Source organism: Halomonas sp. HP20-15 (assembly GCF_033446685.1).
In the GTDB taxonomy this organism is placed as follows: Bacteria; Pseudomonadota; Gammaproteobacteria; order Pseudomonadales; family Halomonadaceae; genus Modicisalibacter.
Map to the genome: position 1 here is coordinate 173989 of NZ_JAWQLY010000003.1, position 26551 is coordinate 200539.

19 protein-coding genes and 1 tRNA gene are annotated in these 26551 nt (G+C 65.9%); 6 read left to right on the forward strand and 14 right to left on the reverse strand.

The features are described 5' to 3' along the window. Positions 1-37 precede the first annotated feature (37 nt). The 4 genes from R6258_RS05525 to R6258_RS05540 all read left to right on the forward strand — a co-directional run bounded on the left by R6258_RS05525 (position 38) and on the right by R6258_RS05540 (position 6621). Positions 38-1276 (forward strand): benzoate/H(+) symporter BenE family transporter, encoded by a 1239-nt coding sequence (locus tag R6258_RS05525; RefSeq protein ID WP_318448424.1) that lies wholly within the window; start codon positions 38-40, stop codon positions 1274-1276. Between the two features lie 120 nt (positions 1277-1396). Then, complete coding sequence (locus R6258_RS05530) at positions 1397-2602, forward strand: benzoate/H(+) symporter BenE family transporter (RefSeq protein ID WP_318448426.1); 1206 nt, start codon at positions 1397-1399, stop codon at positions 2600-2602. Positions 2603-2720: 118 nt separating this feature from the next. Beyond that, complete coding sequence (locus R6258_RS05535; protein ID WP_318448428.1) at positions 2721-4376, forward strand: multidrug ABC transporter permease/ATP-binding protein; 1656 nt, start codon at positions 2721-2723, stop codon at positions 4374-4376. Positions 4377-4497: 121 nt separating this feature from the next. After that, positions 4498-6621, forward strand: coding sequence for a TonB-dependent siderophore receptor (locus R6258_RS05540; protein ID WP_318448429.1), 2124 nt, complete (start codon positions 4498-4500; stop codon positions 6619-6621). Between the two features lie 90 nt (positions 6622-6711). Here the strand turns inward: R6258_RS05540 and R6258_RS05545 are convergent, their stop codons facing one another. The 12 genes from R6258_RS05545 to R6258_RS05600 all read right to left on the reverse strand — a co-directional run bounded on the left by R6258_RS05545 (position 6712) and on the right by R6258_RS05600 (position 23430). Next, complete coding sequence (locus R6258_RS05545) at positions 6712-7323, reverse strand: PRC-barrel domain-containing protein (protein WP_318448431.1); 612 nt, start codon at positions 7321-7323, stop codon at positions 6712-6714. A 226-nt stretch (positions 7324-7549) separates the two neighbouring features. After that, positions 7550-10534 carry a cellulose binding domain-containing protein gene (locus R6258_RS05550; RefSeq protein ID WP_318448433.1) on the reverse strand — a complete coding sequence of 995 codons (2985 nt, stop codon included), beginning with the start codon at positions 10532-10534 and terminating at the stop codon, positions 7550-7552. Between the two features lie 332 nt (positions 10535-10866). Beyond that, positions 10867-12870, reverse strand: a complete 2004-nt coding sequence (gene fhuB, locus R6258_RS05555; RefSeq protein WP_318448434.1) for a Fe(3+)-hydroxamate ABC transporter permease FhuB — start codon at positions 12868-12870, stop codon at positions 10867-10869. After that, entirely contained in the window at positions 12867-13778 is a 912-nt protein-coding gene (locus R6258_RS05560) for an ABC transporter substrate-binding protein (RefSeq protein ID WP_318448436.1), read from the reverse strand. The genes fhuB and R6258_RS05560 overlap by 4 nt, the downstream gene beginning before the upstream one ends. A 32-nt stretch (positions 13779-13810) precedes the next feature. Further along, positions 13811-14578 (reverse strand): ATP-binding cassette domain-containing protein, encoded by a 768-nt coding sequence (locus R6258_RS05565; protein ID WP_318448437.1) that lies wholly within the window; start codon positions 14576-14578, stop codon positions 13811-13813. 124 nt (positions 14579-14702) lie between these two features. Further along, entirely contained in the window at positions 14703-16025 is a 1323-nt protein-coding gene (locus tag R6258_RS05570) for a lysine N(6)-hydroxylase/L-ornithine N(5)-oxygenase family protein (protein ID WP_318448438.1), read from the reverse strand. Beyond that, the gene (locus tag R6258_RS05575; RefSeq protein WP_318448766.1) at positions 16018-17817 is read right to left on the reverse strand and encodes an IucA/IucC family protein; all 1800 of its coding nucleotides are present in this window, start codon (positions 17815-17817) and stop codon (positions 16018-16020) included. Before R6258_RS05575 ends, R6258_RS05570 begins: the two co-directional genes overlap by 8 nt. After that, positions 17817-18752, reverse strand: a complete 936-nt coding sequence (locus tag R6258_RS05580; RefSeq protein WP_318448440.1) for a GNAT family N-acetyltransferase — start codon at positions 18750-18752, stop codon at positions 17817-17819. The genes R6258_RS05575 and R6258_RS05580 overlap by 1 nt, the downstream gene beginning before the upstream one ends. Beyond that, entirely contained in the window at positions 18749-20593 is a 1845-nt protein-coding gene (locus R6258_RS05585; protein ID WP_318448442.1) for an IucA/IucC family protein, read from the reverse strand. The genes R6258_RS05580 and R6258_RS05585 overlap by 4 nt, the downstream gene beginning before the upstream one ends. Before the next feature lie 103 nt (positions 20594-20696). Then, entirely contained in the window at positions 20697-21896 is a 1200-nt protein-coding gene (locus R6258_RS05590; RefSeq protein WP_318448443.1) for an MFS transporter, read from the reverse strand. Between the two features lie 159 nt (positions 21897-22055). Beyond that, a complete protein-coding gene (locus tag R6258_RS05595) occupies positions 22056-22802 on the reverse strand; it encodes a 4'-phosphopantetheinyl transferase family protein (RefSeq protein WP_318448444.1) in 747 nt (248 codons plus the stop codon). A gap of 4 nt (positions 22803-22806) precedes the next feature. Beyond that, positions 22807-23430, reverse strand: a complete 624-nt coding sequence (locus R6258_RS05600) for a hypothetical protein (protein ID WP_318448446.1) — start codon at positions 23428-23430, stop codon at positions 22807-22809. A gap of 94 nt (positions 23431-23524) precedes the next feature. Here R6258_RS05600 and R6258_RS05605 point away from each other — a divergent pair. After that, positions 23525-23601: transfer RNA gene (locus tag R6258_RS05605), tRNA-Ile, on the forward strand. 39 nt (positions 23602-23640) lie between these two features. Here the strand turns inward: R6258_RS05605 and R6258_RS05610 are convergent. Beyond that, the gene (locus R6258_RS05610) at positions 23641-24639 is read right to left on the reverse strand and encodes a site-specific integrase (RefSeq protein ID WP_318448447.1); all 999 of its coding nucleotides are present in this window, start codon (positions 24637-24639) and stop codon (positions 23641-23643) included. Between the two features lie 331 nt (positions 24640-24970). Then, on the reverse strand, positions 24971-25738 hold the full coding sequence (locus tag R6258_RS05615; RefSeq protein ID WP_318448449.1) for an XRE family transcriptional regulator: 768 nt from the start codon (positions 25736-25738) through the stop codon (positions 24971-24973). A 319-nt stretch (positions 25739-26057) separates the two neighbouring features. Between R6258_RS05615 and R6258_RS05620 the strand changes: the two genes are divergently transcribed. Continuing rightward, the gene (locus R6258_RS05620; RefSeq protein WP_318448451.1) at positions 26058-26423 is read left to right on the forward strand and encodes a hypothetical protein; all 366 of its coding nucleotides are present in this window, start codon (positions 26058-26060) and stop codon (positions 26421-26423) included. The last annotated feature ends 128 nt before the right edge of the window (positions 26424-26551 follow it).

Here is a 26551-nt window from a genome sequence, read left to right on the forward strand (position 1 = left end):
TCGATTCCAATGACAATAAGCCTCCCTGGAGGACGCCATGAAACACATCGAGAAAGGGGTCGGTTTCAAGAACCTGCCCCGCGACTTCATCCGCGACATGTCGGTCGACAATGTCACCGCCGGCCTGGTGGCGGGGATCTTCGGCCTCAGCGCCGGAGTGATCCACATCAGCGCGGGCACCGCCGCCGGACTCGATCCGGCATTCATCATGCTCTGGGTGATCGCCTATTTCGTGATCAACGGCGTGTTCGGCCTGCTGGTGCCGTCCTACTACCGCTTGCCGCTGCCCATGGCCAATTCGATCCCCGGGGCTTTGCTGTTCGCCGCCGTGATTCCCCAGGTGGGGCTGGCGCCGGCGCTGGGTGCGACGCTGATCGCCGGCGCGATCTCGCTGGTCGCCGGGCTGGGCGGGGTGATGTCCACGGTGATGCGCCTGATCCCGATGCCCATCGTCATGGGGATGGTCGCCGGCATCTTGCTGAGCTTCGGTACCAAGATGGTCACGCCGCTGGAGAGCGCCATGCTGCCCGCCGCGATCATGATCCTGACGTTCTTCGTGTCCTCGCGGCTGTTGCGCCGTGTCCCGCCGCTGATCGTCTCGATGGCGGCCGGGATCGCTTATCTGGTCGCGACCGGGGTGGACCTCTCGGGCCTCGAGTTCTCCGTGACCTTCCCGCAATTCGTGATGCCCGAGTTCACCATGGCCGCCTTCCTGGCCTACGGCCTGCCCCTGGCGCTGATCCTGGTGGGCATGGAAACCCCGGCGGGCGTGGGGCTGGTGAAGGGCATGGGCTACCGGGAAGTGCCGGCCAACGGAATCACCGCGGTGAACGGCTTCGCCACCATGATCTCGGCCTTCTTCAACCTGCACAGCACCTGCATCGCCGCGCCGATGACCGGCATCTGTTCGTCGCCGGAGGCCGGCGACGCAGACCGGCGCTGGGTGGCGGCGGTGATCGTGGGCGCGATCTTCGTGCTGTGCGGCCCGTTCTACGGTTACTTCTTCAGCCTGATCGAGACCATGCCGGGCTACTTCATCGCCATCATCGCCGGGCTGGCGTTGATGCGGGTGCTGACTTCGGCGCTGTCGATGGCCTTCGCCGGACACAAGCACGTGATGGGCGCGCTGTTCGCCTTCCTCATCGCGACCTCGGGAATCCAGCTCTGGGGCATCGGCGCCTCGTTCTGGGCCCTGGTGCTCGGGGTGCTGGTGTCGCTGATCTTCGAGACCCGAGACTTCGGGTTCATCAAGCGAATCGCCCACGAACCGGCCTGAGCGCAGCGGCGGCCGATGACCTAGGGATGCACCTCATCCTCCCTTCGCCCGCGCCGGTCGCGGGCGCTTTTTCGTTGGCGACGCCACCTGGCGTGCCCCTGACAGCAAGGAGTCGCGACGATGTTCAAGGATCTGTCGCTTTCCGCCGTCACGGCCGGGTTCCTGGCCGTGATGATCTCCTACTCCGGCCCGCTGGCGATCTTCTTCCAGGCCGCTCACAGCGCCGAGGTTTCCCCGGCGATGATGACCTCCTGGGTGTGGGCCATCTCGATGGGCGCCGCGGTCTCGGGCATCGTCCTGAGCGCGTGGCTGAGGGCGCCGGTGATCACCGCCTGGTCGGCGCCCGGCACCGCGCTGCTGGTCACGCTGTTCCCCGGATTGTCGCTGAACGAGGCGGTCGGCGCCTATCTCGTCGCGGCGCTGGCGATCCTGCTGATCGGCATCACCGGGACCTTCGACCGCCTGGTGGCGATGATTCCCAAGGGCATCGCCGCGGGGATGATGGCGGGCATCCTTTTCCAGTTCGGGCTGGGCGCCTTCCAGGCGATCGAATCCACGCCGCTGCTGGCGGTGGGCATGCTGTTCGCTTACCTGATCTACAAGCGCCTGGTGCCGCGTTACTGCCTGATCCTGCTGTTGGCCACCGGCATCGCGCTGGCGGCGTGGCTCGAGGGCGCCTCGCTGGCGGGGGTGCGCTGGCAGCTGGCCTCACCCGTCTTCATCGCCCCCGAATGGAGTTGGCACGCCACCCTCAGCCTGGCCCTGCCGCTGGTGTTGGTCAGCCTGACGGGGCAGTTCCTGCCGGGCATGGCGATCATGCGCGGGGCCGGCTATCGCACCCGGGCCAGGCCGATCGTCACCGTGACCAGCCTGGTGTCGCTGCCGATGGCGCTGTTCGGTGGCATCACCACCGTCGTGGCGGCGATCACCGCAGCGATCTGCACCGGCCAGGATGCCCATGAAGATCCGCAAAAACGCTACGTGGCGGGTATCGCCAACGGCGTGTTCTACCTGTTCGGCGCGCTGTTCGCCGGCAGCATCGTGGCGTTGTTCACGGCGCTGCCGGCGGCCTTCATCGCCGTGCTGGCCGGATTGGCCTTGATCGGCGCGATCGCCGCCAACCTGACGACCGCGCTGGAGGAGCCGGGGCACCGCGAAGCCTCGGTGATCACCTTCATGGCGACCGCCTCGGGGGTGAGCCTGCTGGGGCTGGGGTCGGCCTTCTGGGGGGTATTGATCGGCGGGTTGGCGCATGCGTTGCTGAGCGCGAGACGAGGCGTTAAAGCGCGCAGCGGTACAACTGCCGAACCGCTGCCCGAGCGCTAACTGGCGACCTCTCGAGGCGGGGCAGGCGACTTCCCGGCCTGGCAACGATAATGGTTCATTGACGGCATGGACGTTTTATCCAAAGGTATGCGCCAAACTGACAGGTTCGGGGTCTTGCATGGAGTTGCTGCGCGTCGTCTTTCGCGATTACCGCTGGCCGTTCATCGGCGTGATGCTGTTGAGCCTGGCGAGCGCCGGGCTGGGCGTGGGGGTGATCGCGTTCATCAACCAGCGGATGATCGCCGATACCGCCAGCGCCCTGACCGCCTTGCCGGGTTTCATCGGCCTGCTGGTGCTGCTGCTGGCGGTATCGCTGGGCGCACAGCTGGCGCTGACCACGCTGGGCCACTGGTTCGTCTACCACCTGCGCGGACGGCTGATCAAGCGCATGCTCGACACCCACATCGAGCGCCTCGAGCAACTGGGTAGCGCGCATCTTCTGGCCAGCCTGTCGAGCGACGTGCGCAACGTCACCATCGCCTTCGTGCGGCTGCCGGAGCTGGTGCAGGGCATCGTGTTGACCGTCGCCACGGCCGTCTATCTCGGCTATCTATCGGCGCCGATGCTGGCGGTCACCGCGCTGTGGATCACCCTGACCATGCTGATCGGCTGGTGGCTGGTATCGCGGGTCTATCACCATCTGCATCTGGTGCGTGAATCCGAGGATCGGCTCTACCAGAACTACGAGGCGGTGATCGACGGCCGCAAGGAGCTCTCGCTCAACCGCTATCGCGCCCGGCGGCTGTACGGCGGAAGTTTCGATGCCGCCTCGCGTGACTACCGCCACCACGTCATCTGTGCCGACACCTTTCACCTGAGCGCCAACAACTGGGCCAACATCATGATGCTCGGCGCCATCGGCGTGGCCTTCTACCTGGCCAATGGGCTGGGCTGGGCCAATACCACGGTGGCCGCGACCTACGCGCTGGCATTGCTGTTCCTGCGCACCCCGCTGATCGGCGCGGTGGGGGCGCTGCCGACCCTGCTCAGCGCCCAGGTGGCATTCAACAAGCTCGAATCGCTGCAACTCGCCGAGGACCGCGAGGGTTTCGACATCGCAGATGCCCCGGCCGACTGGCAATGCATCGAGTTCCACGGCGTGAGCTTTCGTTACGCCCCGCTCGGCGACAAACCCGGCTTCGCCGTCGGCCCGCTCGATCTTACCGTGCATCGCGGCGAGCAGATCTTCCTGATCGGCGGCAACGGCAGCGGCAAGTCGACCCTGGCGCGCCTGCTGACCGGGCTCTACCACCCGCAATCGGGCGAGATCCGGGTCGACGGCACGGTCATCGACGATCGCCAATGGGAAGCCTATCGGCAACGCTTCGCCAGCGTGTTCACCGATTTCCACCTGTTCGACCAGTTGCTGGGGCCGCACGGTGGGGCAGCCGACCCGACGCTGGTCGAGGCTTGGCTCGAGCGCCTTAACATGCGCGAGAAGCTGGAATTCGTCGACCAGCGGGTGACCTCGCGGCAGCTCTCCCAGGGCCAGCGCAAGCGCCTGGCGTTGTTGGTGGCGATCTGCGAACAGCGCGACATCCTGCTGCTCGACGAATGGGCCGCCGATCAGGACCCGCTCTTCCGGCGGGTGTTCTATCGCGAACTGCTGCCGGCGATGCGCGAGCAGGGGCTGACGGTGTTCGCGATCAGCCATGACGACAGCTACTTCGAGCACGCCGACCGCCTGCTGGAGATGCGCGACGGCCAGTTGAGCGAGTTGACCGGCGAGCAGCGTGCCAATGCCAGTCGCGATGCGGTGTCGCGAATCGGCTGAGGGAAGGGCCGAAAGCAGCCAGACAGCTCTCGGTGGGGCTAGTTCCGTTGTGACGCTAAATAAAAATCTTTATCATGCGCGTTAACAACCAAAACGGCCCATCCGATCATTCGAGGCTCCCATGTCCCACATCCCATCTCCTGCCGCGGCGGACCTGTGTTTGTCGCTGGCGATCCGCCGCGCGCTGGGTTTGTCGCTTTCCGGCGCGCTGCTGGCACTGCCGCTGACCGCGCTGGCCCAGGATTCAGCCACCACGACAGCCAGCGAAGACAGTGAAACCATGGTGGTTACGGCGACGGCGCTGAAGGTTGCGACGCCTCCCATAGAAACCCCGCGTGCCGTTTCCCAGGTCGGTCGCGATGAACTCGATAAGCGCGCCGTCAACAGTTACGACGAGACCTTTCGCTACCGCAGTGGAGTGCAGGCGGCGCCCTACGGAAGTGACAACGGTGTCGATTGGTTCAACATTCGAGGCTTTAGCGGCGAGAATTCGACTTACCAAGACGGTTTGCGTCTTTTCCGTGAGGGTGGCTATTTCTGGTGGGTGACCGAGCCTTTCGGTTTGGAACGTGTCGACCTGCTCAAGGGGCCAGCCTCGATCCTGTACGGCGAGGCACCTCCCGGTGGTGTCGTGAACGCGATCAGCAAGCGCCCCACCGAGGAGCGGCAGGGGCTCTTCGAGATTCAAGGCGGTAACAAGGACCATCGCCAAGTGGGTATCGACACCTCCGGGCCGCTCGCTGGCACCGATAACATGCGCTATCGAATGGTCGGGCTCTTCCGCGAGGGTGATGGTGAGTTGGACTACACCGACAATCAGCGCGTTTATCTGGCTCCGAGCCTGGCGGTGGATCTCTCGGAAGATACCACCGTGACCTTCCTGGCCAGTTATATGAAGGACCACGGCACGCCTAGCAAGGGCTTCCGACCAGTAGATGGTTCGCTGGAGACTACAGAGTTTGGGCGTATAGACCGAGAGACTAATCTGGGTGAACCGGATTACGAGCATCAGGAGCGTGAGCAGGTTTCGCTAGGATACGAGCTCGAACATGACATAGATGACACTTGGCAATTTCAACAAAACCTGCGCTACAACCGCATGGATTTATTGCTGCGTTCTTTGTCGCCTTTTACCACACTTAATGCGGACGACCGCACGGTGGGTCGCTATCTGACATACCGTGATGGTAGTTACGATGCTTTTACGGTGGATAACCGCCTGGTGGGCAAGTGGTTTACAGCGAACACCGAAAACACCTTGTTGCTGGGTGTCGATTATCAGAACTTCGATGTCGATTACCAAAATGGCGATGGTACGGGTACGTTCACAGAGATTGATGTCTTCGAGCCCGAATATGGTAATTATTCGCCTGGTTCATTGCAGTATGATGCCGAAGAGAAGAAGGAGCAGATCGGCGTTTATATTCAAGATCAGCTGCGCCTAGGGGATCGTTGGATCCTGCTGGGCGGTATACGTCATGATTCGGCAAGCGTGGAAAGTTACAGCGAGAATCCCTTAGCGAATGACTATGACGAAAGTGAGAATCAGCTGTCATTCAGCGGTGGGGTGATGTATCTCGGTGACTATGGCATTTCACCCTACCTCAGCTATAGCGAGTCATTCAGCCCGCAAGTGGGGCGTGGTCCGGATGGGCAAGCCTACGAACCCAGTGAAGGCGAGCAGTGGGAAGCCGGGGTTAAGTACACACCCGACTGGCTGGACGGATACATAACCGCCGCTGTATTCGACCTAAAGGAAACTAATACGCTGTATACGGATGACCAGTTCATTCAGTCACAAGGCGGTGAACGTCACTCGCAAGGTTTTGAACTTGAAGGCGTGAGCTATTTGACGGAGAAGCTTCAGCTCACAGCGGCTTATACCTACCTGGATATCACCATCGAAGATCCTGAACGTGGCGAGTTTCGTGCCGGTTTGATACCGCGCCACCAAGCCTCGCTATGGTTAGACTACGGCTTCGAGGGTGGAGCCTTGCATGGGCTTGAAATCGGCGCTGGGGCGCGTTACGTGGGTGAGAGTGTCAACGCCGACCCTAATCGAGATGATGAAGTGTCTTCCTATACCGTTTACGATGCCATGGCCAGTTACGAAATTAATTCCGCATGGACGGCGCAAGTCAATGTCACCAACCTGACCGACAAGGAGTACATCAGTGGATGTGACTACTGGTGCTACTACGGTGAGTCGCGCAGCGTGATCGGCAGTCTCAAGTACCGCTGGTAAGCCAGCCGGCGGGCGAATGACGCTCGGCTGGAAAGCCACGAAAAAGCCCGGTCATCGACCGGGCTTTTTTGGCTTCATCGGGCACGGAAATCAGTTGTTCTGATCCACGCCTTCCTGGGCCTCTTCGGCGGCCTGCTGGGTTTCATCGCCAGCCTCGTCAACGGCCTGCTCGGTCTTGTCACCGGCCTCGCTAAGGGCGTCGCCGGCTTCCGTCAAGGCATTGGAGGTAGCCGCCTTGGTGCTTTCCCAAGCGCTCTGTGCGGTTTCCTTGGTGTTCTGCCAAGCCTGGCTGGTGGCTTGCTTGGTCTGCGTCCACCAGTCGTTGGTGTATTCGGGTTGCTGGGTGATTTCCTCTTCAGTCAGGTCGACGTGCACCTTGTATTTGATGTTCTCAAGGTCATTGCCGTTCTGGGTCTCGACGCTGAAATCCCCGGTCTTGATGACATATTGCTTGCTGCCCATGTCGAGCAGGTTGCCAGTGTCGATCACCAGGCCGCTGACCTTCATGTTCTCGTCGAGCAGGACGTCCTCGACGTCGCCGATATCCTCGGAGGGGTTGCTCTTGCTGAAGACGTCGGCGTCGGTCAGCTCATCGGCGGAATACAACCCCTGAGGCGCACCCCAGGCCAGAGTTCCGAAACTCAGCGCACCGGCGGTGAGCGTAGTGAGCAGGGTCTTGTTGAACGGCTTGCGCGTATCCATGGTCTGGCTCTCCTTGTACAAAATCCTTTTCGAGTGTCCAGGCGTCTCGTCCGTCGCGCCGCGAGGCGCTGCTGAGACGCCGGAGGCGTGAAGCCTGGTCGTTGCCGACCATGAAGAAAAGGAGGCGGTTACTCTCCTTACACCGCCTCGCATTTCTTTACGTCACGCCTGTTATTCAACATAGGGCCTGAATGCGCAATTTCAACCGTCGCCGACGTTTGAGCGGTTACAGGATCAACCCGTCGGCGCCGTTGACGTTGCCCCCCACCAATTCGATCGCCATATCGGTGATGCCGTCGCCGTTGACATCGGCCTGCAGCGTTGCGCCACTCAAGCGCAGCTCGCCACCCGCCCCCGTGAAGCCCAGCTCGCCGCGCCAGTCGAAGGCCTGGTCGCCGTCGAGCGCCGAGTTGGCATCGATCGCCGACAGGTCGATGATGTCGCCCTCGGCAAAATCGAAATCGAGGATCCGGTCGGAATCGTCCGGCCCCGACTCGAAGGTCGAGCGGAACACGAAGCTGTCCGCGCCATCACCGCCCTCAAGCGTGTCGCTGCCTTCGCCGCCGATCAGACGGTCGTCACCGGCGTTGCCCGCGAGGCTGTCGTCGCCGTCGAAGCCGAAAAGCAGATCGTCGTCGAGGGTGCCTGCCAGCGTCAGGTCCTCGGGAGCGGTGTTCAGTTCGACGGACTTCTCGTCGGCCGGCTCGATATGGCCGGTGGCCCGGGTATTGCTGGGCAGGGCGGTTTCCGAATAGCTCTTGTAGGAGAAGCGCCAGGTTTCGCCGGGGGCCAGCGAGGCGCCGTCGGTTGCCGTGTAATGTCCCTCGCCGCCGCTCAGGGCGGCGTTCCAGATGGCATCGATCGGCCCCGGCAGATCGAAGTCGAGCGATACGTCGTTGAGGGTCTCGGTCGCGGTATTGGTCACGAAGACCTCGGCGACGTAACCGCTCGACCATTCACTGGTGACGTTGCCGGTAACGCTGATCAGGTCGTCGACGTCGGCTGCGCTGCCCGCCTGGAGCGCCGTGGTATCTACGTCCAGCGCCTGACCGTTGAGCGTGAGCCCTCGGGGCAGCAGACTCTCGGGAGCGTAGGCCTTGAACGAGAAGCGTATCGTGGCGCCGGGCGCCAGCTCGGCGTTGTCGCCGACCAGATAGCTGTCGCCCTGGCGCGCGAGCAGGGTGGTGCCGTAGTACTGGGTGATCTCTGCGCCCAGCTCGAAACCGATCTGTGGCTCGAGAATGGTCGTGGTGCCGGTGTTGGTCAGTTCCACCGCCATTACATAGCCGCTCGACCAGCGGCTGACGCTCTCCATGGCGACCGCTACTTGCGGTGCGGTGTCCTGCGGCAAGTCGATGATTGCGGCCGCGTCGTCGGCGAGGATCGAAGCGGCGTCGGGGATCGCCATCGCACTGCCCTGAGTGGCCACGCCCGAAGCGACATCGAGGGTCACGCCATCGGCGAAAACCGCGGTCTCGACGTTGACCAGGGTATCGTCGTCACCGATACCGTCGATGAACAGGCTGCCATCGTCGTTGTAACTGATGCGGTAATCGGCGAAGTTGCCGTCGATCAGGGCCGTATCGTGTCCCGCCCCGCCATCGATGAAATCGTCGCCCCAGCCGGCGCCGCCGCGCAGCAGGTCATCACCGGCACCGCCAAGCAGGCGATCGTGACCGAGCGCGCCGTCAAGGTAGGCGCCATCGTCGGTGGCCTGGATTTCGTCGTCGCGCCGCGAGCCGACCACGTAGTCGAAGGTCACGGTATTGCTCGCGGCGTCGGTCGGGGCGCCGAAGCTTTCCCCTGTGTTGAACCAGACGCTCGTGGACATGCTGTCATGACCCGCATCACGGATCGATTGCTCGACGTGGACCACGTTGGCATGGTCCTGGCCGCCATGGAAGTTGATGTCGCGGTCGGTCGCGTCGATGTTGATGCGATTGCCCACCGATGAGCTCCACGAGGCGAACACCAGCCCGTGGCGCATGCCCAGGCTGACCAGGTCGTCCAGCTGGCCATCGTAGTTCTCGCGCAACTCGAAACCATAGCCGTTGCCGTTGCCGCCCTTGTTGAAGCTGCCCAGAGCCTCGAGACCGCTGGCGCTGATATCCAGCGACCGGGCGAACTCGAAGGCGGTCGAAGGGCCATCGACGATGCGGATATCCTCGAGATGGCCGTTCAGCGTGCCGTTGAACTCGATGGCGTGGTAGCGATCGAGCGCCGGCAGGAGGTTGCTGAAATCGCCGCTGTCGGCCGCGCCCAGTTCGTAGGCGATCGTGAAGCCGCCCAGGCTGACGTTTTCCAGCAAGCCGACCCGCTCGACCTGGGTCGCCTGGGCCGCGAAATCGAAATGCACGCCACGATCGAGCGTGACCTGGTCGCCCTCCACCGCGACGACCCGCGCCATGCTGGTGCGCAGCGGGGCATCCTGGCGCCATTCGCGATCGCCGATGCTGTCCAGGTAGGCGGCATCGTTGTCCTGCCACAGGCGCAACGCATCGCCTACCGCCAGGCCATGACCGGCGTCCAGGGTGAGCGTGGTATCACCCTCGCTGGCAGCGGCCTGTAGATTGCCGATGGACTGCGTGGCATCGCTCGCGACCAGGAACGCCTGCGTGGCGCCGTCGACCAGCGCGGCATCGGTGAAGGTGATATGGGTCTCGGCGGAGCCGGCCCCGGCGATCGTCACGTCGGAGCGGGTAACGGCGATTGCCTGATCGAAGCGGTACGCGCCCGCTTGTAGCTGGATGGTGGCGCCATCCGGGGCGCTGTCGATCAGTGCCTCCAACTGCCTGGCGGTGATCGTGGCGTCGACGCTTATCGCGTTGTCGGCGAAGACGAAGTCGTCGCCGAGTACGTCTTCCGGCATATGGGCGTCGATCAGGGCTTGCGCTGCGTCGCTGAGTTCGGCGGCCTCGTCGTTGACGGTGAAGCCGCTCGGCAGTTCGCCGGTCTCGCTGATCACCTTGATCTTGAAGCGTGCGGTTTCGCCGACGGCGATATCGTTGTTGGCATCGTCGTCGACGACGCCGTAGCGTCCTGGCGCGAGAACCATGAGATCGCCGCCCCAGACGTCGGTCAGGGTGCCGGGCAGATCGAAGTCGATCCGGTAATCGTGAATCGGCTCCAGGCCCGTATTGGTGATGGAGATTTCCATCACATAGCCGCCATTCCATTGGCTGGTGAGTGTGAAATCAATCAAGGAGCGCATGGTCGTTACCTGCAGGGAGAGGGATCGCGAGTTGGCATCAGCGCGGATGACCGGCGCTGAAGCGCATACGGAAGGCTGGCGAGGGGTGCTGCCATGCGACGGGAGAACGCTGAAAAGATGCGTCGTCGACGCTCATGGCAGGTGGCGATCAATCGCCCGAGAGAACGTCCATGGTTCGATTACCTGGCAACCAAGCAGGTTATCGGCGCGCTCGAGAGCGCGCTTTAATGGCGAAAAGCGCCTATTTCACGCGCTATTTTTCTTCCCATCGGGCGTGCAGGCGACTGGGAGAAGCGAGGAAGAGCCGGCTCTAGGCGCTGGCGGGGCCGCGCCTAGAGCCGGCGCAGCCCCCACATGAAGTAGGCGCCGCCGAGCAGGGTGGCGACCAGCCCGGCGGGAATCTCCTGGGGAAACAGCAACTGGCGGCCCACCCAGTCGGCGAGAATCATCAGCAGCGCGCCGATCAGCGTGGCGCCGAGCAGGTGGTCGCGGGCGCGCTTGAAGCCCATCAGCCGGGCCATGTGCGGAGCCAGCAGGCCGACGAAGGACAACGGGCCGACCACCAGGGTAGCGCAGGCGGTGAGCAGCGCCACCAGCCCCAGCAGCAATAGCCGGGCGCGGGCGACGTTGACGCCTAGCGCCTGGGCGGTGGGCGCACCGAGCGGCAGCAGGTCGAGCCAGCGGGCGAACGGCGTGGCGGCGATCGCCAGCACCACGGCCAGGCCCAGCACGATGACCGCCACCGGGGCGTCGAGGTAATAGGTCGAGCCGGACATCCAGGCGATGATCTGCTGGCCGCGCGGGTCGCCGCCGGCGAGGATGAAGCTGCGCACGGCGTCGAACAGCGCGGTGATCGCCACCCCGGTGAGCAGCAACTGTTCGGGCTGGAAGCCGTTGCGCCGGTTGAGCGCGACGAGCACCACCAGCGTGACCAGCGCCGCCAGCGTACCCACGCCGATCAGCCCCAGGTAGCCGATGCCGGGAATCAGCAACAGCGCGACGACCAGTCCGATCGCCGTGCCGCCGCTGATGCCCAGGACTTCCGGGCTGGCCATGGGGTTGCCGGTGACCCGCTGGATCAGCGTGCCGGCGAGCGCCAGCAGCACCCCCGCGGCACCGGCGGCGAGCAGTCGCGGCCAGCGCCATGGCAGCGTCGACCAGTCGCCGCTGGCCAGCGGCGTTTGCCAGCCCCCGGCGCCTTGGCCGATCAGCAGGCTCACGCCGACGGCCAGGAGCAGGGCCACGGCGAGCACGCCGGCCAGTCGCCGCGGCGTGTCGTGCGAGATCGGCGTCTCGCCGGCCTCGACGCGCGGTCGCTGGCCGCCCAGGTGCAGACGGCGGATCAGCCACAGCAGCAGCGGCGCGCCCAGCGCGGCGGTCGTCGCCCCGGTGGGAATCAGCGTCGGCAGCTTGCCCGAGAAGCGCTGCAGCAGCAGGTCGGTGGCGGTCAGCAGCAGGGCGCCGAGCAGCGTCGCCCAGAGTAGCCGTGCGCCTAGCCGACGCGCGCCCAGCAGCCGTGCGATGGCCGGGGCGGCCAGGCCGATGAAACCCACCACCCCGACCACGCTGACCACGCAGGCGGTGACGAACACCGCCAGGCCCAGGCTGGCCAGGCGCATCTGCTTGAGCGAGACGCCGAGGCTGCGCGCATTGGCGTCGTCGAGCTCGAGGATCGTCAGCGGCTTGATGAGTGCCAGTGTCAGCAGCGTGGCGATCGCCAGGCGCGGCAACAGGTAAGCCACGCCATCCCAGTTGTTCTGCGCAAGCGAGCCGGCACCCCAGATCATCAGGCCCTTGAGCGCCTCCTGATTGAACAGCAGCAGCACCACGCTCAGCGCGCCGAAGTAGAGGTTGACCACCAGCCCGGCGAGCACCACCACCATCGGCGTCAGCCCGCGTCGCCAGGCCAGCGCGAAGACCAGCCCCATGGCCAGCCCGCCCCCGACCAGCGCGACCCACTCGCGGCCCAGCACCAAAAGCCCCGGGGCGAACAGCGTCGCCGCCAGCAGCGCCAGGTTGGCGCCGCTGGCCACCCCCAGCGTGGTCGGCGCGGCCAGCGGGTTGCGCAGCACCTGCTGCATCAGCACCCCGGCCAGCGCCAGCCCGCCGCCGGCGAGCAGCGCGACGCCGAGCCGCGGCCAGAAGCTGTAATGCGCGACCCACTGGCCGATCCGGCCCTCGCTGGGGGCGAACAGGCCGTGCACGGCATCATTCAGGCCCATCTGGGCGTCCACCGCCAGCCACGCCAGCGCCAGGGTCAGCGCGGCGAACGCGGCGCAGGCGCGTCCCGGGGTGAGCCAGCGGCGCTGCGTCAGGCGGGCGGCGGTCGCTTTCATGGCGTGTCGCCCTCGTCGCTCATTTCGGCCGCGCGCAGCGCAGCGGCCAGCTGCTCGGCGAAGCGCTGCGCCGAGAGCAGCCCGCCGAAGCTCCATACCGGCGGCAGGGTAACCACCCGCTCGCGGCGCACCGGCTCGAGGTGACGCCATAGCCCGCTGTCGGCCAGCGCCGCCTCGACGCCGACCGGCAACGGCTCGACCACTACCAGCCGCGCGTCGATGCCCGCCAGTGCCTCGAGGCCGACCAGCGAGAAGCCCCAGCTGTTGGTGGCGCCGGTCCAGGCGTTGGCGAGCCCCAGCCGGTCGAGCACGGCGTCGTAGAGCGAATGATCGCCGAAGACGCGCACATGACGGGCGTCCATGAACTGGACCATCAACAGCGGCCGTTCGATCGGCGGCAGGGTGTCGGCCAGCGCCGCGATGCGTGCCTGGCTGTCGGCGATCAGCCGCTCGGCGGCCTGGGGGCGCCCGGCGAGCTCGGCGATCTCGCGGGTCGCGGCCAGCAGGTTGGGCCACAGCGGACCCTCGCGGGCATACAGGCCCACCGTCGCTACCGGGGCGATCTGCGACAGGCGCGATTCCAACGAGGCGAACATCGGCGAGATCAGGATGCGCTCGGGGGCCAGGTCGGCGAGCAGCTCGAGATTGGGCTGGGCGCGCAGCCCCAGGTCGGCCACCGAGTCGGGGAGTTGGGGCGCGCCGACCCAGTCGCGGTAGGAATCGGTCTGGGCGACGGCAAGCGGCGTGATGCCGAGCCCCAGCAGGGTCTCGGCGATGGTCCAGTCGATGGTGGCCAGGCGCGGCGGCGCACTCGCGGCTGCCCGAGCCGGCAGCAACGCACACAGCAAGGCCAGCAGCAGGACTGCGATCAGCGGCGAAACGGGACGGGTCAGGCGGGCTGGGGACACTCGGGCTCCGAAGCCGGTTCGACGATCGGGGCTCAATGCAGCACGGCGATCGGATGATCGCCGCCGGGGTGGGCCATCACCCGCATCGGAATGCCGTAGATCGCCTCGAGGGTGGCGTCGCACATCAGCTCGCTGGGCGCGCCCTGGGCGAGCAGCCGGCCGCTGTGCAGGGCGATGAGATGATCGCAGTAGCGGGCGGCCATGTTGACGTCGTGCAGGACGATGATCACCCCCAGCTTCAGTTCGTGGCAGAGCTTGCGGATCAGCGCCAGCACCTCGACCTGATGAGCGATGTCGAGCGCCGCCAACGGCTCGTCGAGCAGCAGGAAGCGGCTGCCCTGGGCGATCAGCATCGCCAGCCACACGCGCTGGCGCTCGCCGCCGGAGAGCGTGTCGACCAGCCGGTCGGCGAACGCCTCGGTATGGGTCAGCGCGATGGCGCGCTCGATCTGGCGTTGGTCCTCGTCGCTCATGCGCCCCAGCAGGCCGTGCCAGGGGTAGCGGCCGAACGCCACCAGCTCGCGGCCGGTCAGCGCCTCGGCGCCGGGCAGATGCTGCGGCAGGTAGGCGACCTGGCGGGCGAATTCGCGATTGCCCCAGTTGGCCAGCGGCCGTCCGTCGAGCTGGATCTCGCCCTGGCTGGCGCCCTGCTGCTGGGCGAGCAGCTTGAGCAGCGTCGACTTGCCCGAGCCGTTATGGCCGATCAGGCCGTAGACCCGGCCCTCGTCGAAACGCAGGTCGGTGGGCTCCAGCAGGGTTTTGCCATTGATCGCGAAGCTGGCGGCATTGACTTGGAACATGACGAACTCCGCAAGCGGACGGGCGGGGCGGGACGCTGGCGATGCATCCGATGCGCGCGCGCCAGCGTCCCGAGCCGCAGAGGTTAAATTAAATACGAATTGTTATCAATGGTCGCCCGGCGCGCTAGATCGCCCGTGCCCAGGCGCTGCGTTCGGCGAGCGGCTGCCAGGCGATCGGCCCGGCCTCGTCGCCGAGATCGAATACCTCGCGACCGCAGGCATGATTGAGGATCGTCGCCGAGCGCCAGGCCATCAGCGAGAGTTGCGGCTCGGCGATGCCATGGCTGTGGCGGCCGGCATTGACGGCGTAGAGCCGATGGTCCGCCGGGCCATCCCAGCGGGTCTCGAAATGCGCGCCGAGCACCAGCTCGCCGCGCGCGTCGCGTTCCAGGCGTCCGGCCAGCGGCGCCAGGCACTCGGGCAGCGTCGTGGCGAAACCGGTGGCGAAGATCACCACGTCGGCGTCGAAGACCTCGCGCTCGCCGCCCAGGCCATGCTCGCTGGTCAGCCGGTAACCGGGGCCATGGCGGGTCAGCGCGGTGGCCTGGCGATGCGGCAGCAGCCGCGCCCAGCGCGCCTCGCCGAGCACGTCGAAGCGGTGATAGAGCTCGCGATACAGCGTTTGCAGGGCGGCCGGGGTGATGCCGTCGCTGGCCAGTTTCTGGGCGGCGACTTCCTGCTCGCGGATCGACCCGGGCAGGCCGTGGAAGCCGCGGGTGTACTCGGGGGTGAAGTACTCGTTGGTGAAGGCGGTCTCGTCGAGCGGCTGGAAGTTGCGCCGCCGCGACAGCCAGTTGAGCTCGCCGGGCTGGCCCCAGTGACCGCGCAGGGCATTGATGAAGATGTCCGCGCCGCTCTGCCCGCCACCCACGATCGCCACCCGCTTGCCGGTGAAGTCGCGCTCGGCATGGGCGATCTCGGCGGCATGCAGGCACTGCGGGCCGCGCAGCGCCTCGGCGAAGGGCGGCAGCCACGGCGTCTTGCCGGTGCCCAGGCACAGGTGGCGGGCGCGGTAGCTGCCGCGATCGCAGGACAGTCGGAAGCCGTGGCGGTCGAGGCCGACTTCGCGCACCGCGTTGCCGGTCTCGACCGAGCTCAGTCGCCCGCCCACCCAGCGCAGGTAGTCGGAGAACTCGGCGCGGCTCAGGGTCGGCAGCTCGGCGTTGACGAAGCGATAGAAGCGCCGATGGCAGACCAGGTAGTTGAGGAACGAATGCGGGCTGTCGGGGGCCACCGCGGTGACCAGGTCCTTGAGGAAGCCGGTCTGCAGGTGGGTGTCGGGCAGCAGCATGCCGGGATGCCAGCTGAGCGTCTCCCTGCGCTCGAAGAAGCGCGTGCGCAGCGTCGGCACGTGGCTGTCGGCGAGCGCGGCGATGCTCAGGTTGAACGGACCGGCGCCCAGGCCGGCGAGGTCGAAAGCGGCATGGTGAAGGGGCATGTCAGGCATCCAGCACCTCCTTGTGGGACGTTTGAGCACAGGCGTGATGCAACGGGTTGGCGACCGTCAGCCGCATCTCGGCGAGCATCCGCTCGGCGGCATGGTCGGTGGCGTGCAGGAACTTCGCGCGGTTGAGGGTCAGGCGCAGGATGCGCGGAGCGAACAGGTCGAAGCGCGCAAAGCGCTCGGCGAGCTCGGGGTGGCGCGCGGCATAGCGCTCGAGCACTGCGCCGCACAACCGGTAGAAGCGCGTCTCGTCGACGCCGCAGGCCGCGGCCAGCGGGGCGATGAAGCGCAGCGTAGTGACGAAGTGGCCGGTCTGCAGGTCGTGGATCAGCTTGTCGGGCGGCAGGCGCACGGTGACGCGCTTGAGCGCTTCGGGCAGGTCGGCGGCTTCGGCGAACTCCTCGTCGACCAGCCGCAGGTCGCCCTGGAAGTCCTTCAGCGCCAGGCGGTGGGGCACCCCGTCGCGCAGGATCACGGTGAGGTTCTGGCCGTGGGCGATCAGCGACACGCCATAGCGGCACATCAGGTGCCACATCGGCACCAGGGTGGCCTCGAACAGCCGGGTCAGCCAGCGGTCCGCGGTGATGCCGGAGGCGTCGATGTAGGCGGCCAGCCACGGCCGGCCGTGTTCGTCGCACTGCATCAACTCGGCCATCAGCAGCGCCTGTTCGTCGTCGCCCAGGCGCGGCGCCAGCGATTCGCGCCAGATCACCCCGAACAGCTCGTGATAGCGATAGGGCGCGGCCTCCAGGCGCGCGTACTGGTCATGCGGCAGCACCGCGGCGGCCGGCTCGGCGAGGATCTCGAGCCCGGCGCCGGCGAGCTCGGGGTCGTCGGTCGCGCGCGCCTTGAGCCACTGCGAGGCGGCCGGCCCGGCGAGCAAGAAGCGCCCGGGAATACCGCGATAGCAGGAGGTGTTCATGATCGTCAGCGGCAGCTTGATGTCGTAGCCGGCGCGGGGGCGGCTGACGTTGGTCAGGGTGCGCAGCGACTGCTGGGCGACATACTCGTCGCCGAATTCGCCGAGATAGACCAGCCGGGCGTGGGCGATGTCGCCGACATGCAGCGGCCCCAGGACCTGCTGCCACTGCCAGGGATGGACCGGCAGCAGGCGATACTCGGCCGGGTAGGCGACCCGCTCGGCGAGCGCCTGGCGCAGCCGCGCGTGCTCATGGGCCGAGAGTGCCGCGTCGAGCAGCTCGCGGCTGTCGATGGCGATGCCGCCGCTATCCAGCGCGGCGTCGGCGACGGCCACCCAGCCCAGCCGGAAGCGCCCGCCGTGCTCCGGCGCGTAGCGCGCCAGCGCTTCGAGCCCCCAGCCGCGCCGGCCCTTGTTGAACAAAAACTTGGGATGGCCGTCGAGCAGCCGCTGCCGTTCGGGCTCGGCCAGGCGGATGGCGGCGTCGGCACTCAGCCCGCGGCGGGCCTCGCGCAGCTGGCAGTCGGCGCGCAGGGTGGCGAACAGGTCCTCGAGATGCTCGGCGACCTGGCCGTCGTGCATGCCCAGTGCCGGGGCCAGGGCGAGCAGGAAATCGGCGGCCTCCGGGCGTTCGCCGGGCGGCGGCGCCAGGCTCTGCGGGTCGACCATTGGCTGGCCCCATAGATTGAGGCGGGCCCGGTAACGCCACACGCTGGCCGCGCCCAACTCGAGACGGTAGCCGTCGTCTTCGCCGTCTTCGTCGTCAGCGGTGGGCGCGAGGATCTGCTCGTAGCTGAGCTCACCGATCATCTTGGCGATCAACGCACGGTTGGCGGCCGGCCAGTGGCGCGCCAGGGCGGCGTCCAGGGTCTGCATCACATCACCTCCGCGAAGAACCGTTCGCGCCGGCCCATGACCAGCGTGGCGCGCTTGTGGGGAAAGTCGAAGTCGCGCTGCGCGTGCAGCCCCAGGCGCTCGAGGTGGCGAAACAGCCGGGCGTTGTCATGGCGCGGTTCGAGCACCAGCCGGCGGGTGCGCGGTTCGGCGAGGTAGGCGTAGTGCGACAGCCCGGCGAGCCAGGCGTCGACGAAGCGCGCGCCGCGGAACTGCTGCTCGCCGACCAGCAGGTGCAGGCCGCGATCGAAGGCCTCCCAGGGGTAATAGGGGGCGAGGCGATCCTCGGCCGCCCAGTAGAGTTCGAAGTAACCGAACGCTTGGCCGTCGAACTCGCCGATCAGCGGCAGGGTGTGGGCGTCGGCCAGCCGTGCTTCGACGAACGCCGCCAGCTCGTCGCGGGACCAGGCCTGTTCCCAGAACTCGGCGACCCGTGGCAGGTGCATCCAGCGCACGAAGCGCTCCAGGTCGCGCTCGGGATCGATGACGCGCAGCGAGAAGACCCGCCCCAGCTCGGGTACGGCGCGCCGGTAGACCTCGCCGTGGGGCTTGGGCGGGCGTCGCGGGTGGCCGAGGCCGGGATCGAAGCGGGTGGCGGCGGGATCGGCGGCGGTATGCCGCAGCCAGTGCCAGGGCTGCTGGTAGAAGGCCGCGCGATGCACCTGCGGGCTGCCCAGCGCGGCGCACAGCGGTGCCCAGTCGGGGTGGGCGCGCCAGGCCTCGTCGAGGATCAGCGTGGAGAGCTGGCGGCGTTCGGCGAACAGCGCGTCGAGATGAGCGACCAGCGAGGTCGGTAGGCTCGCGGGGCAGGCCAGCGTGGCGGCGCCGTCCGGCCGTTCGGTCAAGGTCGCGGCGGCGGCGCTGTCGCCGACTGCGCGCGCGGTATCGGCGGCGGGGCTCGTGAGGGTCGCGGTCATGCCAGGGCTCCTTGGCGCAATGGATGGTCGGGAACGTGATCGCCGGCGTCGCCGACGAGCGGGTTGGCGAGCGGGCGGTAGAGGCGTGCCGGGTCGCTCAGGGTGGCCTCGTTGACGCCGCTCAGGTAGCAGAAGAAATTGCCCTTGGCGTCGAGGGTCGGCGCGCTGAGGACGTGCTCGAGACAGTCGAGATCGCCGACCAGGCGCTCGCGCAGGGTGCCCAGGTGATCGCGCAGGTCGTCGAGCAGCAGGCGCTCGTCGATCAGGCCGTCGGCGGCCAGCGCGCTGGTCACCGCGAAGGTCGAGTTGATCAGCAGGTAGTAGGGGAAGTAGCGGCGCACCGTCTCCCGCGTCCACAGGTTCTCGGGCGGCGCGTCGACCAGTTCGAAATGCCGGGCGAGAAAGTGCTGGGTGACGCCGCTGCCCTGGCAGTCGCGGTAGTACATGCCGACCGGCCAGCCGTCCTCGAGGCGCAGGACGATGTTCTGCTGGTGGGCGAGCAGGGCGATGCCGTCCTCCACCAGCAGGCCGAACAGCGGCGTGAGCACGCGCTCGCAGTAGGCCGCGAACCAGCCGCGGGCGGTCTCGGCGAGCGGCGCCGCAGCGCCGGGCGCCGCTGCGCGTTCACCGGCCAGCGTCACCAGGCGCGCGCCGAGCAGGCTCAGGCCGGCCTGGTCGAAGGGCTGCTGGGTGAGCGTGGCAAGTACCGGCGTCTCGCCGTCCGCGGCGTCGGCCAGCGGGTTCTCGCGCAGCACCGCCAGACTCTCCGGGTCGGTATCGCCGCAGGCGTTGCGCCAGCCCAGCCAGGCCGGCTCCTGCATCACCGCGAAGCCCGGGAAGCGCCGCGCGGTGTCGAGTTCGCGCATCCAGGCATCGAGACGCACGCCGCGGGTGACCTCCTTTTCGCTGAGCAGGCGCAGCGAATTGGTCAGCCGCGCCGACAGCGAGCCCTTGACCATCCAGGGCGCGCCGGGGGCGTAGAGCGAGCGGTGCGACGAGGTCGGGTACCACTCGGTCTCGCTCTCGCCCAGCCATACCAGGCGGCAATCGGCCTCCATGGCGCGCACGCAGGGCTGCCGGCGCAACTGGCCGGCCTGCCAGGGGTGCATGGGCAACGGCGTGAACCCGGTGGGCAGCTCGCCGGCGAGCGATTCGGGCAGCAGCTCGCGGGCCAGCTCCCCGGCGGACTGGGGCCGGCTCGAGGAAGACACTAGCGCGCGCGGCGCCACGGCCCACCAGGCCAGCGCCACCCGGGCGCGGTGCTCGGGGCAGTAGCGACGCGCCTGCTCGGCGTCGAACGGTGCCCGCGACTTGGGCGCAGGATGAAAGGCGTGGCCGGCCAGCAGGCCCTGCTCGGCCTCGGCGAAGGTGAGCGGGCCGTACTGCAGGTGGTCGAGGTCGTCGCGCTCGGCAAGGCTCTGGTGGGTGTTGGCGCGGCTCTCGAGCACCCGCTGTTGAAACGTCTCGCGCTGCTCGGCATCGAGCGGGCCGACCAGGGCGGCGGTGGCCAGCACCTGCTCGAGCAGCGTGGCGAAGTCCAGCGGCTGCGCGGTGGCGTCGTGGCCATGGGCGGCGAAGTAGGCCGGCCACAGGAAGCGACACTCACCGCTGGCGCTGATGTGGCGCAGGCGCAGCCAGATCACGCCTGCCGTGACCGGCAAGCGAATGACCGGCCCGCTGGCGGTCTGCAGCCGCTGCCAGCCCCCGGTCTCGCGCAGCAGGGCGTTGCAGAAACAGCTGGCCGGCAGGTCGTTGCGGGTATCGACGCGCCAGCTGGCGATGTCGCTCGGGGCGAGCGCCTGGGCATGGCCGGTGGCCGTCGCGAGTCGGGGATGAGTCATCGCAGGCTCCTGATGGTTAGTGACATGGTCACCATTGGCGAATGGGAATCGTTAACTATTAAGCTGAAAATCGAATTATGCCTGTTGCGTTCCTGAACGGGAGTCAGCGCGGCCGGGCGGGCTCGGCGCGGTACGCGACCCGGGCCGCCAGATGCCAGGCCAGCGGTACCAGCGCCAACCAGGCGATGGCGGCGCCCAGCGCGAGCGGCAGCAGGCGCTCGCTGGCAAGACTGGCGACCCACAGCGTGGCGGCGGCGTAGCCCAGGGTATGGGCCATCGCCAGGTAGCCGGCGCTGACGCCCTGGGCCTGGTGAACGGCCGAGCCGGCGGTGTAGCCGGGGATGGCGAGCGCCGCGCCGATGCTGGCGACGACGACACCCATCGCGAAGATGCCGAGGTCGTTGGCCTGGACGAGTAGCGCGTAGCCGGCGGTCATCGCCAGCCCGCCGATGCCCAGCAGGGCCGGCCAGGCGAGACGCCGGCTGCGGATCACGCCGAGCTGGGCCAGCAAGGCGCCGGCGGCACCGAGCGATAGCAGCAGCCCCATCAGGTGACTGGCCCGCTCGGGCGTGATGGGAAGCGCGGCCTGGAGGGAGGCCGGCAGGCCGAGCTGCATCAGCGAGACCGACATCGCCAGCAGCAGCGCCTGGATCAGGAACACGCCATTGCGCGGGGCGGGTAGCCGGGCGGTCGGCTGAGGGTCGACGTGCCCTGCGGCCGGGTTGGCGATACCGCGCACCAACAGCAACGCCAGCACGCCGGCCAGCAGCATCGTCACGAACGGCGCATAGACCGACAACGTCAGGCTGGCGGAGGCGACCAGCGGGCCCAGCAGGCGCCCGGTGCTCAGCCCCGCGCTGACCGTGGCGAGCGCCGCGACGCGGCCCCGGCCGTTCGCGGCCTGGGCATCGAGCGCCACCGCCCATTGCTGGCAGGCCGGGACCATGCCGGACACGCTCAGGCCGTAGACCACCCGGGCGATAAGCAGGCCGGCGAGCAGCGCCGGGGTGGGCAGGTCGTGAGCGGTGGAAAACCACAGGACGAGAGCGATCAGCATGAAGCTGACGATGTAACCGGCCAGCGCCTGGATGACCACCGGGCGGCTGCCGTGACGATCCGCCACCCGGCCCCAGAACGGACTGCCGACCACGAACAGCATCGAGCCGGCCATGATCAACCCGGCCCACTGGGCGAGGGTCAGCTCGAAGCGGGCCACCAGTACCGGCAAGGCGACGAGCAGGCCATTCTGGCCGAGGCCGAGCAGCGCGGCGCTGGCGCTGATTCGCCATGGGTGTGACAACATGAGGGCATCCTGCGTCTCAAATGTTAATACGAATTATTGTTATTTAACAAAGAGAGTCAAGTCGACTTATGTAGCGTCTTGTCACTGCACAGGGACCGCAGCAGTGACGCAGTTGTGAAGAGGGGCGGGAAATGGCGCCGCCAGACGTGGCGCGAGGCTTCAGGCCGGGTGGGCGGGGATGGCGATCATGCTGAGCAGGTAGTGCTCGAGCGGGGCATAGTGCCCGGTGAGCGCACGCCCGGCGGGCCATTCGTCGCTCAGGGTCGTTCTCAGCCTTAGCGTGGCCTGGTGGCGGGCGGCGTCCCAGCCGGTGAGTTCGGCGTCCTGAAAATAGAAGCGCACGCCGACCAGCGGAAACAGTGCCTTGAACAGGCTTTCCTTGAGCGAGAACGCCAGCGTGACGAATTCGCTGCGATGCGCTGCCGGCAAGCCAGCGAACCATTGGCGCTCGGCAGGGGTGAGGATCTGCGGTGCCAGGCGTTCGGCGCGCGCCTCGCCGAGTAGTGCCTCGGCATCCTGGCCGATACCGCGCCAGCGCTCCTCGCGGGCGACCAGCGCCGCGGCCAGGTCGCCGCTATGGGTGATCGAGCCCACCGTGCCCGCCGGCCAATGCGGCGCCTTGCCGTTGCCGATCGCCGGCACGTGGGGCTCGCCGGTCAGCGCGCTGAGCGCTTCGCGGGCACACAGCCGTCCGGCGAGAAACTCGAGCTGACGCTTGGGCGCGGCGCGACTCACGGCGTCGGGCGGTACGATCGCTGCCTGCGACCAGCTCTCCTCAGCCGTGAATATCGCCCGGTCGTAACGCAGTGCCAGCCACCGGGCGCCGGGCAGCGCTTCGGCCCACGGCCAGGCGCTCAGCCAGGGCCCGCAGCAGGCGGGCAGGGGAGTAGATTGCGCGACGGGCATCGGCTCAGCGGTCGACGAGGGTAGCGTCCAGCTCGACCGGGATCTCGTCGCCGATCTCCTCGTAGCCGAGCAGCAGCAGGATGCCGCGGGCGTTCTGGTTGGCCATCAGCGCGCTGCCGTCCATTGCTACCCGCTCGGCGTTGCGCAGTCGAATCACGTCGCTGGACTCGCGGGTGAAGCGCACCTGCAACGGCTCCTGACGGCGCTCGCCGTTGCTCTGTACTTCCAATGTCACCGTGTCGGTCAGCGACTCGCCGACGGCTAATTCATCGAGGCGCTGCGCGGAGAACTGGGCGGTGACGGTGGCCAGCGGCGCGTCGGTCAGCCCCGAGAGCCAAGATGGCATCTGCCCCAGGCGCTCGGCGACGTCGGTCTGGTTGAGGCGCAGCGGCACGCGCAAGGTGCCCGTGTCGCTCAGCTCGCCCTGCAGGCCGCTGACCCGATGGGTATGTGGCAGCGGCCCGCTGGGAGTGACTTCGACGATGGTGGCGGTCACCTGGGACTGCGCGGGGTCGAGCTGCCAGGCGGCGTGCGCCGACAGGCTCAGCCCCGCCGCGAGCGGGGCGATCAGCAGGGGGCTGGCCAGGCGGCGCAAGCGCCGGCCTGCTGTAACGTAGCGAACGTCCATGTCGTTTCCTCCCGATGGTTGGGCCGTGCCGAGAATAGCAGCCGGGCGCTGGTCTCAGCCATTTCCATTCGCTATCATACGCCCGCGCAACACCGGGCCTATAGCTCAGTTGGTTAGAGCAGGGGACTCATAATCCCTTGGTCGCAGGTTCGAGTCCTGCTGGGCCCACCAATTAAATCAGGCGGTTACGGCACCAAGGTTCGATTTCCGTCAGTGTGTGGTTGCGGTTTGGTTGCTGAACCGCGGCAACTTTGCCACCACGCTTTCCCACCTTGCCGGATCTGCATGCGCATAACGGCTGGTCACCGTGAGCGACGAATGACCGAGCAGATCCCTGATGCTCGTCAGTGCCTCCCCCTTGCTGGCCAGCAGCGAGGCGTAGCAGTGCCGCAGATCATGAAAGCGAATATCAGGGCGACCAATCTTCTCCCTGGCTTTCTCGAATGCACCACGCACGTTGTCACCAGTCGTATCGAAAGGTAGAGCTTCTACTAGCGCCAAGGCTTCCTCGGATAAAGGAATCACCCTCGGCTTGCCATTTTTCGTCTGGCTGGGCTTGAGTACTATACGTCCGTTGTAAACGTTTCCTGGCTCCAGCCCCATCAGCTCCCCTCGTCTCATGCCAGTGAGCATCGCCAGCAAGATCACCTGACGCTCAACCTCGTAGCGCTCGGGAACTGCCTCCAGCAACTCAGCAAGCTCGGGCTCAGTTAGGTAAACGTGCCGCTCATTCTTTGGTGATGGCTTGCGCAGCTTGGCGTCCAGCGGCAGGTCCAGCCAGTCCCACTCACGGTACGATAACGAGAGCACTCGTTTGACGACCTGTATCCGGTTGTTAATGGTTGACTGTGCTAGACCTTTTTCCTTGAGGGCCTTCTGCATCCGGCGAGCCGCATCCAGCAGCTCCTGACTGATAATGACGCCAGGTGCATGTTCATCCATCCACCTGGCAACCAACAGGATGTGCTGCTTCTGAGAGCGTACATCGTATTCGCTGACCATTCGCTGCAGCCCGTCAGAGAAGGTGTACTTGGGCTTACGCCCCATGACACCGTTGAATTCATCTTCTTGCCGCTGCGCCTCCGCCTTCAGGGCATACTGCCTTGCTTCTCCTTCTGTGCGAAAAGTTCGTTGAGTACGCTGGCCGTCGACGGTGCAGCGTACGACCCACGTGTCGCGATCTTTCCTTTTCGAGACTGTGTATCCCATAGCCGATCCTCTTTGGGTTGAGGACCGCGCCTGCATTTCTGAGCGTACCCTGCAACCGCCTCACTATCAAAACGCACCGCACTGCCGAATTGGATAAAGCCAATTTCGTGCTTGTGTCCATATACCCAGCTCAGGCTCATACCCAGCTGGCGTGCGACCTGCTCCGGACGGAGTAGACTCTCCCCCATAATTGCCCCTCCCTTTAGCTCTACCCCGAAGGAAAAATCTTAGTGTCGAGCCAATAATACCCAAACGAATTGGCGCGTCAATGCGTTTACGTATTAGATTGGTCGTAAAGGCACGCGAGTGAGCGATTAGGAGGGGGCAGGGCTTAAAGCCGGGTTCTGGCTTCGAGGGCAACTGCGAGGACGCTTGAAGACTTATCTAATAAAATCAATGGATAAGATGGGTTAAGAGGTTTCAAGTACCGCTGGCCGCTTTCCTCGATGAGTTTACGGAACGTGGGGTCTTGGCTGTCTGGAAGTGTGGCAAGGACTAGCTTTCCAGGTATGACGGGCGCGTCAGAGTCGAAAAGTATCATGGTTCCCTCCGGTAGGCTGGGTACCATCCCTGTTGGGGCAGCCATGGCATCGCCCCTTACCTCAAGCCAGAAACCTGTACCTTTAGTCTGGAAGCCACTGGGTTCAACTCGCAGATCAACCGATTCCGCAGCGCTGTAGGGCTGGCGAATAACTGCAGCCTGTGCCCAGCTAAGTACGGGATAGTGGTAGGTGGGGGGAGTTGGCTTTGCTCTTGCCGCTCTGTACGCGACCGATGTGGCCGCTGCAGCTGCCGCATTTGGAAGGAGCGGTATGCCTAATGGGCCGGGTACGGAGGCTGCTAAACCACGGTTCGAAGCCTCGTTCATACCGGTGCGTCGCGGTGGTGCATCACCATGAGCGAGATAGCTAACAGTAGTACCTAGGGCGTTGGCCAGCTTTTCTAGATTGGAAATTCTTGGCGACTGGCTTGCACCTTTGAGAATGCGGTGAATAGTCGGCTGGGGTACCCCGGTGCGACGAGCGAGTTCGTTTTCACCGAACTCTTGCTCTTCCATGAGCCTTCGTAGCCGTGAGCCGATGGAAGTGTCGTCATTCATGTGGGTCAGCCTATGCACGTTAGCCTTCAAAATACGGTTATTCGCAAATGTATAGCGTCAAATGCCATGAGTCTAGCGGTGGCAACCATTCACAAGCTCGTGCCGCTTGGATGGGCCCTACAGCTGAAGGAGGGTCTGTTCGCAGCCACATAGACCGTCATCTACCCAATCACCAGGGGCTATAGTATTTTGCCCGCTGCAAACAGGTTCCGCATTGATGCGGGCGAGCAATCTGGTCATCAGAAGAGTAACGCGAGTGGAAATTCAAGGAAGCCCCGTTAGCTACAAAACCCCGCTACGAGAAGCGCAGGTAAGACTCATGGCCAAGCGTTGCCGTGATATGCAGGCGCTATGGGATAGCCCTCACGCATTCCTACATGTGGATTCCGGGTGGCTGGAGAAAGCGCCAGTGCGTGACTTCATGATGACGGCTGAGGCGTGTGGCTTTGTCTGCAAGGAATGGGATGTCATGCCGGGGCTGAAAGAGAATGTGATCTCTTGGGTAGGCATCCCGGTCGAGGCCGATCTGAAGTGGTTGCGATACTTCCTGCACTCACTTATCCACCATGACCTGGAGCAGGAACTCGCCTACGAGTACCTGACGCTGCTGTTGGGCAAGGTGAACGGCTACGCGGTGTTAGCGGACGCCCTGGATGCGCAGCTCAGAAAGTGGCAGCGCGGCTGAAATGCTTCGGTTGAGACCCTAAAGAGGGCATGTTCGATTGCTGAAGGCCTTGTCTAGGCGTCAACGCGGTAGACTTTAATCGCTTGAAGACCACCATGAGCGATGTGCTAGGTTCCGATTTCCAAGTT

Excerpts from the sequence above, each read along its gene's own strand:
- R6258_RS05580 (WP_318448440.1), bottom strand. The coding sequence starts at position 18,752 with ATGACCGCGACCCTCACGAGCCCCGCCGCCGATACCGCGCGCGCAGTC.
- fhuB (WP_318448434.1), bottom strand. The coding sequence starts at position 12,870 with ATGAAAGCGACCGCCGCCCGCCTGACGCAGCGCCGCTGGCTCACCCCG.
- R6258_RS05595 (WP_318448444.1), bottom strand. The coding sequence starts at position 22,802 with ATGCCCGTCGCGCAATCTACTCCCCTGCCCGCCTGCTGCGGGCCCTGG.
- R6258_RS05540 (WP_318448429.1), top strand. The coding sequence starts at position 4,498 with ATGTCCCACATCCCATCTCCTGCCGCGGCGGACCTGTGTTTGTCGCTG.
- R6258_RS05570 (WP_318448438.1), bottom strand. The coding sequence starts at position 16,025 with ATGCCTGACATGCCCCTTCACCATGCCGCTTTCGACCTCGCCGGCCTG.
- R6258_RS05530 (WP_318448426.1), top strand. The coding sequence starts at position 1,397 with ATGTTCAAGGATCTGTCGCTTTCCGCCGTCACGGCCGGGTTCCTGGCC.
- R6258_RS05615 (WP_318448449.1), bottom strand. The coding sequence starts at position 25,738 with ATGAATGACGACACTTCCATCGGCTCACGGCTACGAAGGCTCATGGAA.
- R6258_RS05590 (WP_318448443.1), bottom strand. The coding sequence starts at position 21,896 with ATGTTGTCACACCCATGGCGAATCAGCGCCAGCGCCGCGCTGCTCGGC.
- R6258_RS05525 (WP_318448424.1), top strand. The coding sequence starts at position 38 with ATGAAACACATCGAGAAAGGGGTCGGTTTCAAGAACCTGCCCCGCGAC.
- R6258_RS05600 (WP_318448446.1), bottom strand. The coding sequence starts at position 23,430 with ATGGACGTTCGCTACGTTACAGCAGGCCGGCGCTTGCGCCGCCTGGCC.
- R6258_RS05610 (WP_318448447.1), bottom strand. The coding sequence starts at position 24,639 with ATGGGATACACAGTCTCGAAAAGGAAAGATCGCGACACGTGGGTCGTA.
- R6258_RS05535 (WP_318448428.1), top strand. The coding sequence starts at position 2,721 with ATGGAGTTGCTGCGCGTCGTCTTTCGCGATTACCGCTGGCCGTTCATC.
- R6258_RS05620 (WP_318448451.1), top strand. The coding sequence starts at position 26,058 with ATGGCCAAGCGTTGCCGTGATATGCAGGCGCTATGGGATAGCCCTCAC.
- R6258_RS05545 (WP_318448431.1), bottom strand. The coding sequence starts at position 7,323 with ATGGATACGCGCAAGCCGTTCAACAAGACCCTGCTCACTACGCTCACC.
- R6258_RS05575 (WP_318448766.1), bottom strand. The coding sequence starts at position 17,817 with ATGCAGACCCTGGACGCCGCCCTGGCGCGCCACTGGCCGGCCGCCAAC.
- R6258_RS05585 (WP_318448442.1), bottom strand. The coding sequence starts at position 20,593 with ATGACTCATCCCCGACTCGCGACGGCCACCGGCCATGCCCAGGCGCTC.
- R6258_RS05550 (WP_318448433.1), bottom strand. The coding sequence starts at position 10,534 with ATGCGCTCCTTGATTGATTTCACACTCACCAGCCAATGGAATGGCGGC.
- R6258_RS05565 (WP_318448437.1), bottom strand. The coding sequence starts at position 14,578 with ATGTTCCAAGTCAATGCCGCCAGCTTCGCGATCAATGGCAAAACCCTG.